The organism is Polynucleobacter sp. KF022, from assembly GCF_027924105.1.
GTDB lineage: Bacteria > Pseudomonadota > Gammaproteobacteria > Burkholderiales > Burkholderiaceae > Polynucleobacter.
In genome coordinates, this window is record NZ_AP026972.1 from 944,150 (window position 1) to 957,857 (window position 13,708).

At 44.8% G+C, this 13,708-nt stretch carries 13 protein-coding genes and 3 tRNA genes; 12 read left to right on the plus strand and 4 right to left on the minus strand.

Annotation, left to right across the window (positions count from 1 at the left end; genetic code table 11):
* Positions 1 to 21: 21 nt before the first annotated feature.
* The gene (locus tag PKF022_RS04920) at positions 22 to 2,607 is read right to left on the minus strand and encodes a bifunctional aconitate hydratase 2/2-methylisocitrate dehydratase (protein WP_281776042.1); all 2,586 of its coding nucleotides are present in this window, start codon (positions 2,605 to 2,607) and stop codon (positions 22 to 24) included.
* A 209-nt stretch (positions 2,608 to 2,816) separates the two neighbouring features.
* Positions 2,817 to 3,104, minus strand: a complete 288-nt coding sequence (locus tag PKF022_RS04925; protein ID WP_255532745.1) for a superinfection immunity protein — start codon at positions 3,102 to 3,104, stop codon at positions 2,817 to 2,819.
* Positions 3,105 to 3,117: 13 nt separating this feature from the next.
* Between PKF022_RS04925 and PKF022_RS04930 the strand changes: the two genes are divergently transcribed.
* Genes PKF022_RS04930 through ftsB form a run of 4 tightly spaced genes read left to right on the plus strand, consistent with a single transcriptional unit; the run spans position 3,118 to position 7,304 of the window.
* Positions 3,118 to 4,779 carry a CTP synthase gene (locus PKF022_RS04930; RefSeq protein ID WP_281776043.1) on the plus strand — a complete coding sequence of 554 codons (1,662 nt, stop codon included), beginning with the start codon at positions 3,118 to 3,120 and terminating at the stop codon, positions 4,777 to 4,779.
* 9 nt (positions 4,780 to 4,788) lie between these two features.
* Positions 4,789 to 5,652 carry a 3-deoxy-8-phosphooctulonate synthase gene (kdsA, locus tag PKF022_RS04935; protein WP_281776044.1) on the plus strand — a complete coding sequence of 288 codons (864 nt, stop codon included), beginning with the start codon at positions 4,789 to 4,791 and terminating at the stop codon, positions 5,650 to 5,652.
* 41 nt (positions 5,653 to 5,693) lie between these two features.
* Complete coding sequence (gene eno, locus PKF022_RS04940) at positions 5,694 to 6,980, plus strand: phosphopyruvate hydratase (RefSeq protein WP_216231819.1); 1,287 nt, start codon at positions 5,694 to 5,696, stop codon at positions 6,978 to 6,980.
* Between the two features lie 18 nt (positions 6,981 to 6,998).
* Positions 6,999 to 7,304, plus strand: coding sequence for a cell division protein FtsB (ftsB, locus tag PKF022_RS04945; RefSeq protein WP_216231820.1), 306 nt, complete (start codon positions 6,999 to 7,001; stop codon positions 7,302 to 7,304).
* A gap of 6 nt (positions 7,305 to 7,310) precedes the next feature.
* Here the strand turns inward: ftsB and PKF022_RS04950 are convergent, their stop codons facing one another.
* On the minus strand, positions 7,311 to 8,276 hold the full coding sequence (locus PKF022_RS04950) for an Hsp33 family molecular chaperone HslO (protein ID WP_281776045.1): 966 nt from the start codon (positions 8,274 to 8,276) through the stop codon (positions 7,311 to 7,313).
* A 65-nt stretch (positions 8,277 to 8,341) separates the two neighbouring features.
* Here PKF022_RS04950 and gltX point away from each other — a divergent pair, with 65 nt between their 5' ends.
* The 5 genes from gltX to PKF022_RS04975 all read left to right on the plus strand — a co-directional run bounded on the left by gltX (position 8,342) and on the right by PKF022_RS04975 (position 10,771).
* Positions 8,342 to 9,739 (plus strand): glutamate--tRNA ligase, encoded by a 1,398-nt coding sequence (gene gltX, locus PKF022_RS04955; RefSeq protein ID WP_281776046.1) that lies wholly within the window; start codon positions 8,342 to 8,344, stop codon positions 9,737 to 9,739.
* 79 nt (positions 9,740 to 9,818) lie between these two features.
* Positions 9,819 to 9,894, plus strand: a tRNA-Ala gene (locus PKF022_RS04960).
* 32 nt (positions 9,895 to 9,926) lie between these two features.
* Positions 9,927 to 10,002, plus strand: a tRNA-Glu gene (locus PKF022_RS04965).
* Positions 10,003 to 10,054: 52 nt separating this feature from the next.
* Positions 10,055 to 10,131 (plus strand) — tRNA-Asp (locus PKF022_RS04970).
* A gap of 235 nt (positions 10,132 to 10,366) precedes the next feature.
* On the plus strand, positions 10,367 to 10,771 hold the full coding sequence (locus PKF022_RS04975; RefSeq protein ID WP_281776047.1) for a hypothetical protein: 405 nt from the start codon (positions 10,367 to 10,369) through the stop codon (positions 10,769 to 10,771).
* Between the two features lie 89 nt (positions 10,772 to 10,860).
* Here PKF022_RS04975 and PKF022_RS04980 read toward each other — a convergent pair whose 3' ends face one another.
* Positions 10,861 to 11,460, minus strand: coding sequence for a hypothetical protein (locus PKF022_RS04980; protein WP_281776048.1), 600 nt, complete (start codon positions 11,458 to 11,460; stop codon positions 10,861 to 10,863).
* A 154-nt stretch (positions 11,461 to 11,614) separates the two neighbouring features.
* Here PKF022_RS04980 and hyi point away from each other — a divergent pair, with 154 nt between their 5' ends.
* The 3 genes from hyi to PKF022_RS04995 all read left to right on the plus strand — a co-directional run bounded on the left by hyi (position 11,615) and on the right by PKF022_RS04995 (position 13,647).
* A complete protein-coding gene (gene hyi / locus PKF022_RS04985) occupies positions 11,615 to 12,397 on the plus strand; it encodes a hydroxypyruvate isomerase (RefSeq protein ID WP_281776049.1) in 783 nt (260 codons plus the stop codon).
* Between the two features lie 9 nt (positions 12,398 to 12,406).
* Complete coding sequence (locus tag PKF022_RS04990) at positions 12,407 to 12,994, plus strand: YqiA/YcfP family alpha/beta fold hydrolase (protein WP_281776050.1); 588 nt, start codon at positions 12,407 to 12,409, stop codon at positions 12,992 to 12,994.
* Between the two features lie 83 nt (positions 12,995 to 13,077).
* The gene (locus PKF022_RS04995) at positions 13,078 to 13,647 is read left to right on the plus strand and encodes an HNH endonuclease (protein ID WP_281776051.1); all 570 of its coding nucleotides are present in this window, start codon (positions 13,078 to 13,080) and stop codon (positions 13,645 to 13,647) included.
* Positions 13,648 to 13,708: the final 61 nt, after the last annotated feature.

Sequence of the window (13,708 nt, forward strand, 5' to 3'; positions counted from 1 at the left end):
AAAGAGGCTGACATGCCTGACTTAAATAGTTACAGTATCAGCAACATCACTAAATGATTTGATCTTGTCAAAGTTCATGTATTTATAAACTTCACCAGATTTAGCATTCAAGGATTCAACTTGCTCGAAATACTCTTGCGGCGTTGGTAAACGACCTAAGAGTGCTGCAACAGCTGAAAGCTCAGCAGAAGCCAGGTACACGCGAGTATCGATACCCAAACGATTCGGGAAGTTACGTGTTGATGTAGAGACTGCAGTAGAGCCTTTACGGATCTGCGCCTGGTTACCCATACAGAGTGAGCAGCCTGGAGTTTCCATGCGAGCTCCTGTAGCACCCAGAATGCCGTAATATCCTTCTTCGGTCAGAATCATTTGGTCCATCTTGGTAGGAGGAGCTACCCATAAACGAGTAGGCATATCCTTTTTGCCTTGGAGAACTTGACCTGCTGCGCGGAAGTGCCCAATGTTTGTCATACAAGAGCCGATAAATACTTCATCAATTTTCTCGCCAGAAACTTCAGATAAGAATTTCACATCATCAGGATCATTTGGGCAGGCCAAGATTGGCTCTTTGATTTCGCTCATGTCGATTTCAATTACTTCGGCATAGTCTGCATTTGCATCGGCCTTGAGTAAATCTGGCTTAGCGATCCAAGCTTCCATTGCTTTAATACGACGACCTAAAGTACGCTTATCTTCGTAGCCATTTGCAATCATCCACTTCATCAATGTGATGTTAGAGCGCATGTACTCGATGATCGGTTCTTTGCTTAGTTGAATAGCGCAACCTGCGGCAGAACGTTCAGCCGAAGCATCAGATAACTCAAATGCTTGCTCAACCTTCAGATCAGGCAAGCCCTCGATTTCCAAAATGCGGCCAGAGAAAACGTTCTTCTTATTCTGTTTTTCAACAGTTAACAAGCCTTTTTTAATGGCATACAAAGGAATCGCATTAACCAAGTCACGCAATGTGATGCCGGGCTGCATTTTTCCTTTGAAGCGAACCAATACAGACTCAGGCATATCTAAAGGCATCACGCCAGTAGCAGCAGCAAACGCCACCAGTCCTGAGCCGGCAGGGAAGGAGATACCAATTGGGAAGCGAGTATGGCTATCGCCACCAGTACCGCAATTATCAGGCAAGAGCAAACGATTTAACCAGCTGTGAATCACGCCATCACCTGGACGCAATGAAACACCGCCGCGGTTAGTCATAAATGCTGGTAACTCATGGTGCGTACGAATGTCTACTGGTTTTGGATATGCGGATGTGTGACAGAAAGATTGCATTACCAAGTCTGCAGAGAATCCTAGGCAAGCCAAGTCTTTCAACTCATCACGGGTCATTGGACCAGTAGTATCTTGTGAGCCCACTGTAGTCATGTGTGGCTCGCAATATGTATCTGGGCGAACACCTTGACCTTCTGGTAATCCACATGCACGGCCAACCATCTTCTGAGCCAAGCTGAAACCTTTTTTGTTGTCAGGAGGGCTAACAGGAACACGGAATTCAGTAGAAGCTGGCAAACCAAGGGCTGCGCGTGCTTTAGCTGTTAGACCACGACCTACGATTAAAGGAATACGCCCACCTGCACGAACCTCATCCAGAATTACTGGTGACTTGAGTGAGAAAGAAGCAATTTCTTTACCGTTTTTAAAGGCTTTACCTTCATAAGGGCGGAGTTCAATCTCATCGCCCATATTCATATCAGAGACATTAAGCTCAATCGGTAATGCGCCAGCATCTTCCATGGTGTTGAAGAAGATCGGTGCAATTTTTGTGCCTAAGCAAACACCACCAAAGCGCTTATTTGGAACAAAAGGAATATCTACACCTGTCCACCACAACACAGAGTTGGTAGCTGATTTACGGGATGAGCCAGTACCAACAACGTCACCTACATAAGCAATTTGGTTTCCTTTTTTCTGCAACTCAGCAATTTGTTTCATCGGACCACGAACACCAGTTTCATCCGGCTCAATACCTGGACGTGGGTTCTTCAACATCACTGTTGCATGCAAAGGAATATCGGGACGACTCCACGCATCAGGAGCGGGTGATAGATCGTCAGTATTGGTTTCACCGGTTACTTTAAATACAGTGAGCTTCATGCTTTCTGGAACGGCTGGACGGCTAGTAAACCATTCGGCATCAGCCCAGCTTTGCAATACTGACTTGGCATTAGCATTGCCTTTTTCCGCCAACTCTTGAACGTCATGGAAGTAGTCAAACATCAATAAAGTTTTCTTGAGTGCAGCAGCTGCAGCGGCGCCACATTCAGCATCACTTAATAACTCAACTAGCGGTTTAATGTTGTATCCGCCTAGCATAGTACCCAACAATTCAGTAGCTTTGACTCGTGTAATTAAAGGGGATTTGACTGTTCCTTTAGCGACCGTATCTAAAAACTCAGCTTTTACTTTTGCCGCTTCGTCAACGCCAGCGGGAACGCGGTTTGTAATTAACTCTAAAAGCTCAGCCTCTTTGCCGGCTGGTGGATTAATTAACAATTTAACCAATTCAGCGGTTTGATCTTTGGTTAAAGGAAGGGCGGGGATGCCAAGGGCGGCACGTTCGGCTACTTGGGCGTTATAGGCTTCTAACATTGTGTTTCCTATGAGGTAAAAGTGGTCAATAGAAAGGCCAAAAGGGAATTTTCTCCCGATTAGGGTGATTATAGTTACTTATTTAAGTCTTATATAAGACTTTGAAAGGCTAAATTGCTCTCAAAGGGTTAAATTGTTAAAAAAATAAGGGTTTTTCCGCAATAAATCCTATATTCCATAGGCTCGGGATAGGGTTATTCGGACCCGCTTTAAAGGACTTTCTCATCCTTCATGGCCCAAACCAAGGCGACAACCCAACCAACCAGCGACCAGCCTAGGAATAGATTTAAGGCAAAGATAGCGCCTGAATTGGCTCTTTTCTTATTAAAAGCGATGGCAAATGGGAGGAAATAAAAGAGGGAAAGGAGGGTTAAGAGAACGGTAAATAGAAGGCGCATAGGGTCAAAAAATAGCCAAATTGAAGTAAGAAAGCCCATATTACTGATTTCCAGTTTTGTCGTGGATTGATCCTCTGTCGTTATAATTACTTTTTCCAACAGAGCTTAAGCGATGACCAAATACGTTTTTGTCACTGGTGGTGTGGTTTCTTCTTTAGGGAAAGGAATCGCAGCTGCCTCGCTTGCCGCGATTCTCGAATCCCGCGGCCTGAAAGTCACCCTCCTAAAATTAGACCCATATATCAACGTTGACCCGGGCACTATGAGCCCACTCCAACACGGAGAGGTTTTTGTTACTGAGGATGGTGCAGAAACCGACTTGGACTTAGGTCACTACGAGCGCTTCGTATCAGCCAAGATGCGTAAAAGCAATAACTTCACTACTGGACAGATTTATGAATCTGTCATTAGCAAAGAACGTCGTGGTGAATACTTAGGAAAAACAGTTCAAGTCATTCCGCACATTACTAATGAGATTCAAGCATTTGTAGAGCGCGGCGCTAAAGCAAGTCACGATGGCAAAGCAGATGTGGCTATTTGCGAGATTGGCGGGACTGTCGGTGACATTGAATCTCTTCCGTTTTTAGAAGCAGCAAGGCAAATGAGCTTACGCTTGCCGATCAACGACTGCGCCTTTGTTCATTTGACCCTCGTGCCCTATATCAACAGCGCCGGCGAGTTAAAAACTAAACCTACCCAACATTCAGTGCAAAAGTTACGCGAGATTGGCATCATGCCAACCGTATTGCTTTGCCGCGCAGATCGTCCGATCCCCGAAGATGAACGTGCAAAGATTTCTCTCTTCTCTAATGTCCGTGAAGAAGCTGTTATTTCAGTTTGGGATGTGGATACGATATATAAGATTCCTGAAATGCTGCACGCACAGGGCATGGATGAGTTGATATGCAGACAACTTGACCTTAAAGCAAAACCGGCAGATCTTTCTGTATGGGCTAATCTGGTTTACGAAATGGCCAACCCTCAGCATGAAGTGACTATTGGCATGGTCGGTAAATATGTTGAGTTAACTGAATCCTATAAGTCATTAATTGAAGCGTTGCGTCATGCAGGTATTCACACGCATACGCGTGTCAATATCAACTATATTGATTCAGAAGTAATTGAAAAAGATGGTGTAGATTGCTTGAAGCAGCTAGACGCTATTTTGGTTCCTGGCGGCTTTGGTAAGCGCGGTACAGAGGGCAAGATTGCAGCAATTCGTTATGCTCGAGAAAATAATGTGCCATATTTAGGTATTTGTCTTGGAATGCAATTAGCTGTTATTGAATTTGCCCGCCATGTTGCAAATCTCAGTAAGGCGAATAGTACCGAGTTTGATCAACAGGCAGAGCAGCCTGTGGTTGCTCTTATTACAGAGTGGCTAGATAGAGAAGGGCGAGTAGAGAAACGCACAAATGATTCCGACCTAGGCGGCACGATGCGCCTTGGTTCGCAACGTTGCCCTGTTAAAGCAGGCACTTTGGCCCACCGCATTTATGGATCTGAAGTCAATGAGCGTCATCGCCATCGCTACGAAGTAAATAACACCTACGTTCCTCAGCTTGAGCAGTCTGGCCTGATTATTTCTGCCAGAACACCTAATGAAGAATTGCCGGAGATGATGGAATTACCGGCATCTATCCACCCATGGTTCTTTGGTGTTCAGTTTCATCCAGAATTCACTTCCACCCCGCGTGATGGACATCCTTTGTTCTCGGCATTTATTACGGCTGCACTGGAGCATCAAAATGTTGCTGAAAAGCAGGCTGCATAAAGGAAAAATATGAGCACATTTAAGCTATGCGGGTATGACGTTGGTTTAGATCGTCGCTTCTTTTTAATTGCTGGACCTTGCGTCATTGAGTCCGAGCAGTCTGCGATTGATATTGCCGGCCAGTTAAAAGAAATTACCTCGACCTTAAAAATTCCTTTTATCTATAAATCTTCGTTTGATAAAGCCAACCGTTCGTCGGGCACATCGTTCCGTGGTTTAGGAATGGAAAAGGGATTGGAGATTCTGGCTAAAGTCAAAAAACAAGTCGGTGTATCGGTTCTCACAGATGTACATGACATCAGCGAGATTGCAGATGTAGCTAGCGTTGTGGATGTTTTGCAGACACCCGCTTTTCTTTGCAGACAAACCGATTTCATAGGGGCCTGTGCCCAAAGCGGTAAGCCTGTGAATTTTAAGAAGGGTCAGTTCCTTTCTCCACACGAGATGCTCAATGTGATTGAAAAAGCTCGTGTTGCAGCGGCGGAAATGAATCTTCCGGATCAATTTATGGTTTGTGAGCGCGGCGCTTCCTTTGGTTACAACAATCTTGTTTCTGATATGCGTAGCTTGGCAATTTTGCGTGAGTCCAAGGCACCTGTGGTTTTTGATGCCACTCATTCGGTTCAATTGCCTGGCGGTCAAGGTAGCTCTAGTGGTGGGCAGCGTGAGTTTGTGCCCGTTTTAGCTCGTGCAGCAGTGGCTGTAGGTATCAGCGGCCTCTTCATGGAGACCCATCCCGATCCTGCGAAAGCATTATCTGATGGCCCTAATGCGGTGCCGTTAGACCGCATGAAAGACCTGCTGCAATCATTACTTGCAATTGACGATGTTGTTAAATCAACCGGAACGTTTTTAGAAGATAGCTTTAAGTAAGTTATTCAAACCCATTTCATATTGTTTTAAGGAGAAGGTGCATGAGCGCCATTGTTGACATCATCGGTAGAGAAGTTCTAGATTCACGCGGAAACCCAACAGTTGAATGCGATGTTTTACTTGAGTCTGGTGTTATGGGTCGCGCAGCTGTTCCTTCAGGGGCATCTACAGGCTCACGCGAAGCGATTGAATTGCGTGATGGAGACAAAGCTCGCTACTTAGGCAAGGGTGTTCTCAAAGCCGTCCAAAATATCAATATTGAAATCGCTGAATCGATTCTTGGTCTTGACGCAAGCGAGCAGGCCTTCTTAGATCGCACTCTGATTGAATTGGATGGTACTCATAACAAGGCGCGTTTAGGTGCCAATGCAACATTAGCTGTTTCGATGGCTGTTGCGAGAGCAGCCGCTGAAGAGGCTGGCCTGCCTTTGTATCGTTATTTTGGCGGTTCTGGCGGTATGCAATTGCCTGTCCCAATGATGAATATCGTCAATGGTGGCGCACATGCCAATAACAGTTTGGATATTCAAGAATTTATGGTGATGCCAGTTGGCGCTGAAAATTTCCGTGATGCATTACGTTGTGGCGCAGAAATTTTCCATGAGCTCAAAAAGATTTTGGGGGCACAAGGGATGCCAACTACTGTAGGTGATGAAGGCGGTTTTGCTCCAAACTTTAAGAGTAATCATGAATGTCTCCAAACCATTATGAAAGCTATTGAAGGCGCAGGCTATCAAGCAGGTGAAGATGTTTTATTAGCTCTTGATTGCGCTGCCAGCGAATTCTACAAGGATGGCAAATACCATTTGGCTGGGGAAGGCCTGCAATTGAGCTCAAGTGAGTTCTCCGACTACCTTGGTAACTTGGCTGATCAATTCCCAATCGTATCGATTGAGGATGGTATGCATGAAAGCGACTGGGACGGCTGGGCTGATATCACCCAAAAACTTGGCAAGAAAATTCAATTAGTTGGTGATGATTTATTCGTTACCAATACACGCATTCTGAAAGAAGGTATTGAAAAGGGTATTGCTAATTCAATCTTGATTAAGATTAATCAAATTGGTACCCTGACAGAAACATTTGCAGCTATTGAGATGGCTAAGCGTGCAAATTACACTGCTGTGATTTCACATCGCTCTGGTGAAACTGAGGACAGCACTATCGCTGATATTGCAGTAGGAACCAATGCAGGTCAAATTAAGACCGGTTCTTTATCGCGCTCTGATCGTATTGCTAAATACAATCAATTGTTGCGTATTGAAGAAGACTTGGGTGATGTAGCAACCTACCCGGGTAAGTCTGTTTTTTATAACCTGAAGCGCTAATTTTAAGACTTTATAGCGATGCGGATTGTCATCTACTCCATGCTGGTATTGCTAATAGCAATCCAGTACCCGCTTTGGCTGGGTAAGGGTGGATGGCTCAAGGTATATGAGATGGAACGTCAGGTAGAGCTTCAAGAGGCTAAAAATAGCCTCTTAGCTCTGCGCAATGCCAAGCTAGCTGGCGATGTCAAAGATCTCAAAGATGGAACCCGAGCAATTGAAGAGCGTGCCCGTGTTGAGCATGGTCTCATTAAAGAGGGTGAGTTCTTCGTGCAAATTTTGCCTGCGGATAAAACAGGTGATGCAAAAGCTACTAAGCAGTAATACTGATTAGTGGCCGCTAGAGGGCGGACGAGTAGCATCACTAAGTAAATCTGTTTTGAACACTTGCAGGCAATCAACCGCATCAAAGCGATAGGGTTTTGCGCAAAAATCACAAACAGTTTCAACAGCGCCTTGTTCAGCAAGAATACTTTGAACTTCTTCCTCACCAAGCATGCGCAAGATATCTGCTACCTTACTACGTGAGCATCTGCAGGAAAACCGAATAGGACGAGCAGGGAAGCTGCGTACGCCGTTTTCAGCAGACTCTTCCAGGAATAAGCGCCTCAAAATTGTCTCAGGTGGAAGGGTTAGTAGCTCTTCGTCAGTAATGGTTTCACCAAGTGTTTGAATGCGGGACCAACCTTCGGCTGCCACCTGCGGATCAAGGTGGGCATGTCCCCCTGAATTAGGCAAGCGCTGCAGCAATAATCCACCGACATGCGTATCACTAGATGCAAGCCAAATTCGTGTATCTAATTGCTCGGAGTTCTGCATATATAAGGCAATAGCTTCAGCCGCGCTTGAGACCGGCTTAATCACAGAGCCCTGATGATCTTGCAAGGCTACAATGCCTTGGTAGGGGGCTTGGCCTGGTTCGCGATCAGATGGATCTAAGGTGATGACAAGTCTTCCGCTTTGGGTGACATCGAGAAGCTCAGCAAGCGTTGCATCGACTGCAATTTCAGAAGGATCTACCGATAATTTGACAGTTGCTCGCATGGATAGATCAGATTTACATTCCACTACCAGCAGCTGAATCGGTCCTTTGCTTTGCGCCTGAATAATCAAAGTTCCATCAAACTTGAGACTGGCGCTTAATAGGGTGGCAGCTCCCACAAAATCACCCAGAATTCGGCGCACAGCCGGGGGGTCATTACGGCGCTCTAAAACGGCCTGCCAGGCACTTCCAATTGAGACTATTTCACCCCTAACTGGAGCGCCATCACACATAAATACAAGCAATTCATTCATAAGGCAAAGTATCCACTTTTTTTGAGATTTAGTCCCGGGATTGCCGACCTGAGATAATGTGATTTATGCATATTCGTACACGTTTCGCCCCTAGTCCCACGGGCTTTATTCATCTGGGAAATCTTCGCAGCGCGCTCTATCCATGGGCATTTGCGCGTCACAATAAGGGTGACTTCATTCTTCGCATTGAAGATACTGACCTTGAGCGCTCCACTCAAGAAGCAGTGGACGTCATTATCGAAGGCATGTCTTGGCTGGGCTTAGATTTAGATGAGGGCCCTATTTATCAAATGCAGAGGATTGATCGCTACCGAGAAGTGGTAAAGCAGATGCTTGATGCCGGATTGGCTTATCCATGCTATATGAGCGAGGAAGAGCTCAATCAATTGCGCGATCAACAAATGGCTAATAAAGAAAAGCCGCGCTACAACGGACTCTGGAGACCGGAGCCTGGAAAAACATTGCCACACATTCCCGAGGGAGTTAATCCGGTTATTCGCTTTAAGAACCCCATTGGCGGTTCAGTCATCTGGAATGATGCAGTAAAAGGGCAGATTGAGATTAGCAATGATGAGCTGGATGATCTAGTCATTGCAAGGCCGGACGGTACGCCTACTTACAATTTCTGCGTTGTGATCGATGATATGGATATGAAGATTACCCATGTCATCCGCGGCGATGATCATGTCAATAACACCCCCAGACAAATCAACATCATGAAAGCGCTTGGCGGTACCCCACCCGTATATGCCCACCTGCCAACAGTTTTGAATGATTTAGGCGAGAAGATGAGTAAGCGTAATGGCGCTATGAGCGTGCGCGATTACCAAAAGGCAGGCTATCTGCCTGAAGCAATTCTGAATTATTTAGCGCGCCTGGGCTGGTCTCATGGCGATGCTGAAGTTTTCACCAAAGAGCAATTTGTTGGTTGGTTTGATTTGGAAAGTTTAGGGCGTTCTCCAGCACAACATAATCCAGAAAAATTGCTTTGGCTCAACCATCAATACATTCAAAATGCAGATCCAGCGAAGTTAGCTGAATCCACAAAACCTTTTGCTCATGAACTTGGTATTGATACCGAATCTGGACCAGACTTTATTCAAGTGGTTGGGTTACTAAAAGACCGCGCTAATACATTGATAGAAATTGCCGAAGGGGCAAAGCTTTTCTATTTGCCTGCACCAAGCTTAAGCCCTGATCAAATCCAAGAAAATATTCCTGAGAATATTGTGCCGGCATTAAAAGATTTGATTGATGCCATTTCACAGTCTGAGCCAACAAAAGAGGCCTATGGCGCGGTATTTAAGCAAGTATTGGCCAAGCATCAACTCAAAATGCCAGCTCTAGCAATGCCTGTCAGATACGCATTATTTGCCACAACACAAACCCCAGCCATTGATTCTGTCTTGGTGGTATTGGGCAAAGAAGAGGCTATACAAAGGCTCTCTAAGGTGGTCCGTTAGGGAATTTGCGCACCTGCACAAAAATAGGATAAAATCTTGGATTGTTTTGAATGTCTTGTAGTTTTATCGCGAGATTTCGGGGGGTATAGCTCAGCTGGGAGAGCGCTTGCATGGCATGCAAGAGGTCAGCGGTTCGATCCCGCTTATCTCCACCAAGCATTTAAAATAGCAGTTTGTTGTAGTCCAGGTCCCCATCGTCTAGAGGCCTAGGACATCACCCTTTCACGGTGAGTACGGGGGTTCGAATCCCCCTGGGGACGCCAGATTCTTCTGGTAGTAGTAAAGAGGTATGATGTTGCGTTACTCGATGTATTTGGAGCGGTAGTTCAGTTGGTTAGAATATCGGCCTGTCACGCCGAGGGTCGCGGGTTCGAGTCCCGTCCGTTCCGCCAAGACAACAGGTATCACAAGGGTTTGTGACAAATAATCTACCTTGTTACCAAAAGCGTTACCAAAAAGCCATCCTGCGGGGTGGCTTTTTTTATCCTTACTAATTTTGTTCTATAGATTTTTTAATGAGGTTCCCATCGTCTCAGGATTGAGTCACTACAGATACAAAGCCGAGCAAATATAATGAATCAAGCAAGAATTACTCTCAAATTCACTTTTCTCCCAATAGGATCATTTATGAAAACCAAATTATTAGGTCTCGTTGCAGCAGTGTCATTATTTGCTTGCGCCGCTCCTGTGACCCAACAAGAAATTGCGCAAGCCAAATTCCCGCCTCAACCTAATCAGGCAGCAGTAGATAAAGAAGTGAATGCTTATCTTAAGTCTGCCGTGAATAACCCAGATATGGCAAAAAAAGAATGTTCGCCTCCACGTAAGGCCTGGGCAAGAGCGCTGGCTTTTGAGACTCCAAAGTTTGGTTGGATGGTGGTCTGTGATGTCAACGCAAAAGAACGGTCAGGTGGCGATGGCCCAATGAAGACCTATATGTTCTTGTTCACCACTAATGGTAACTTCGCCTATGACTCATCCTCTTTCGGGAATATCAACAATAATGTCCAATTTTTGGATCTGATCAAGTAAATTAGTATTGCTAAATAAAAAGCCACCTGTGGGTGGCTTTTTATTTAATGACTAACTAGCTCTACATATCGCAGAGTTAGTTGAAAAGATTACTTCTTAGGGCTGGTAATAGAGGCTGCCATTGCATCAAAGTAAATGACTTTTACCTGCTCACCGACTTTAACGTCAGCCAAAAGGGCGGGGTTTTTTACAGTAACAGTGGTGATTTTGCCGCTGGGGCCCTTAACGGAAACCAATTTCTTCTCACGATTTACCTCAACAATATCGGCAATGATGGTTGTCTGATTGGTGATTGTTTCAGAAGGCTTTTCATTTGCCTTTGATTTTGTCACTGTATTGGTTTCTACTTTTGTACGAACGCCATCACTCTTGGTTTTAATCAACTCAATAGCTACAGCCAATTCATAGTTAACGTTAACGCGATCACCTTTTTTGATTTGGTCAAAGTTCTTAATATCTGGACCAGCCACAAATTTAGATTCGCCTTCTTTGTTTTTAAATGTAATTGTGCGGGTTTTTTTATCGACCTTAACAACTTCACCTTCATAGAGCTGATAGACGTTGTCAGTAACAGCTGCATCGATTACAACTGGCTTAGCGGCACCAGCTGTGGAGGGTGTTTGGGCATTAACCGCCGTCGTACCTGCGAAAAGCACAGCAAGCATCATAGCAATCGGGGCAAATTTCATATTAGTTTTCCTTATTTAAATAACTACTAAATTCAATCTTAGCCTATTTTGAAGGTCAATTAGACCTATTAAGAGGTATAGGCCCCTGTAAGACTGAGCTGCTCGGGGTTTGTTAAGATCAACCAATACATTGATTCACTCTAAAGGATGTGAAATGCCCCAGTTTGCAGCAAATCTCACCATGCTATTTAATGAGCATTCCTTTATGGATCGATTTGAAAAAGCAGCAGAATCTGGATTCAAGGCCGTTGAATTTCTTTTCCCCTATGCCTATAAGGCAGGTGAAATTCGTCAAAAACTGGATCAAAATAACTTACGTCTGGTGCTTCACAATTTGCCTGCTGGAGATTGGGATGAGGGGGAGCGAGGGATTGCCTGTCTTCCAGATCGCATGGATGAATTTAAAGCAAGTGTTGCCAAAGCAATTGAATATGCAAAAGTGCTAGGGGTGGGTCAACTCAATTGCTTAGCAGGAAAAGCACCTGCTGGATTGAGTCAAGAGCTGTTGCAAGCAACATTGATTGCAAACTTACGATATGCGGCAGCTGAGCTCAAAAAGGTCAATATTAAATTACTGATTGAGCCAATCAATACATTTGATATTCCCGGATTCTATTTATCAAAAACCCAGCAAGCTTTAGAAATTCTGAATGAAGTTGGCGTTGATAATGTGTATATTCAATACGATATTTATCATGCCCAACGCATGGAGGGTGAGCTTTCTAAAACATTAGAGAAAAATATCTCTAGGATTGCCCACATTCAATTGGCTGATAATCCGGGTCGACATGAGCCCGGTACTGGAGAAATTAATTACGCATATCTTTTTAAACTGATCGATCGGATAGGCTACCAAGGCTGGATTGGCTGTGAATACAAGCCGGCTACCCAAACCCAATCAGGGTTGGATTGGATCAAATCACTCAATAGACTTTAGGATTTTCATATGCCTTCAACATTGCTTGTATATCTTCATGGCTTTCGATCATCGCCTCGATCTAGTAAGGCCGTTATTACAGGTGAGGCAATTCAAGCTTTAGCAACACCAGAAAATCCCATTGAGTGGTTTTGCCCACAGCTTTTAGCATCTCCTAAGGCGAGTATGGATCTAGTAGAAAAACATATCCATGACTCAAAACATGATCGTTTGGTGGTTGTCGGATCCTCATTAGGTGGCTTCTACGCCAATTATCTTGCCGAGAAGTATGGCTGCAAAGCGGTAGCCTTAAATCCTGCCGTAAGAGCCCCAAGAGAGCTAGCTCCCCATGTTGGCATGTTGACTTCCTATGACTCAGATGAGCCGTTTGATTTTCGTCCAGAATATATCGATGAACTAAATGCGCTTCAAGTGGAGTCAATAACCAAGCCCTCTCGTTATTTTTTAATGGCTGCAAAAGGCGATGAATTGTTAGATTGGCGTGAGATGGTGGAGTTTTACAAAGGTGCAGAGCAACTAGTGCTAGAAGGCAGCGACCATGGCATTGCTGAGTATCCAGAGCACTTACCTAAGGTAATACAGTTCATCTCACGGTAGGGTCAATTGATTGCCGACATCTTCTTCTGTAAGATGATCCAAACGACTTTCATCTGCATGATGAAGCCTAGAAAGGAGGGTTTGTGCTGAGCATCTTGAAATTAGACGCAGGTGGAATTCCCCAGGGTTGGGTTAATCCAGAAGAAGCTGCAAAGCAATATGCTGATAGCAGCGTCATATGGACTCTAGGTGATCCCATATTCAAAATGCGTGGTGGCATTTCTCGTGCCACCGGCAAGCAATCTGTTATTGAGCTTCACTCCATCATCGCAGTAAAGGGTAGCGCCAAAATCAATCTTTTTGATGTTGTGCCCGTCATCACGAAGCACAAGCTTTATAAACGCGATAGAGGTTTATGCGCCTATTGTGGCGATGCAATTCATGAAAATCACGCAGAGGCAGAACACATCATCCCCAACAGTCGCGGCGGTCAATATAGTTGGATGAATTTAGTGATCTCTTGTAGGCCCTGCAATCAACGCAAAGGTAACCGTACACCTGAGCAAGCTGGTATGGGTTTGTTATACACGCCTTATTTACCAAGCCTTTATGAGGACATGATTCTTAAAGGACGTAATATTTTGTCAGACCAGATGGATTTCTTGGCTGCCAATCTCCCCAAAAATAGCCGCCTTTTGGAGGGTTTCTCCTGAATGTAAAGACAGGGTGGGGTAGTTATTTTGGTTGCCCCAAGTTGAAATCGCTGCGAATAAT

Bases quoted from the DNA above. Each gene is read 5' to 3' on its own strand.
- PKF022_RS04950 (WP_281776045.1), bottom strand. From the start codon at position 8,276: ATGAATGAATTGCTTGTATTTATGTGTGATGGCGCTCCAGTTAGGGGT.
- PKF022_RS04930 (WP_281776043.1), top strand. From the start codon at position 3,118: ATGACCAAATACGTTTTTGTCACTGGTGGTGTGGTTTCTTCTTTAGGG.
- kdsA (WP_281776044.1), top strand. From the start codon at position 4,789: ATGAGCACATTTAAGCTATGCGGGTATGACGTTGGTTTAGATCGTCGC.
- ftsB (WP_216231820.1), top strand. From the start codon at position 6,999: ATGCGGATTGTCATCTACTCCATGCTGGTATTGCTAATAGCAATCCAG.
- gltX (WP_281776046.1), top strand. From the start codon at position 8,342: ATGCATATTCGTACACGTTTCGCCCCTAGTCCCACGGGCTTTATTCAT.
- PKF022_RS04920 (WP_281776042.1), bottom strand. From the start codon at position 2,607: ATGTTAGAAGCCTATAACGCCCAAGTAGCCGAACGTGCCGCCCTTGGC.
- PKF022_RS04975 (WP_281776047.1), top strand. From the start codon at position 10,367: ATGAAAACCAAATTATTAGGTCTCGTTGCAGCAGTGTCATTATTTGCT.
- PKF022_RS04980 (WP_281776048.1), bottom strand. From the start codon at position 11,460: ATGAAATTTGCCCCGATTGCTATGATGCTTGCTGTGCTTTTCGCAGGT.
- hyi (WP_281776049.1), top strand. From the start codon at position 11,615: ATGCCCCAGTTTGCAGCAAATCTCACCATGCTATTTAATGAGCATTCC.
- PKF022_RS04990 (WP_281776050.1), top strand. From the start codon at position 12,407: ATGCCTTCAACATTGCTTGTATATCTTCATGGCTTTCGATCATCGCCT.
- eno (WP_216231819.1), top strand. From the start codon at position 5,694: ATGAGCGCCATTGTTGACATCATCGGTAGAGAAGTTCTAGATTCACGC.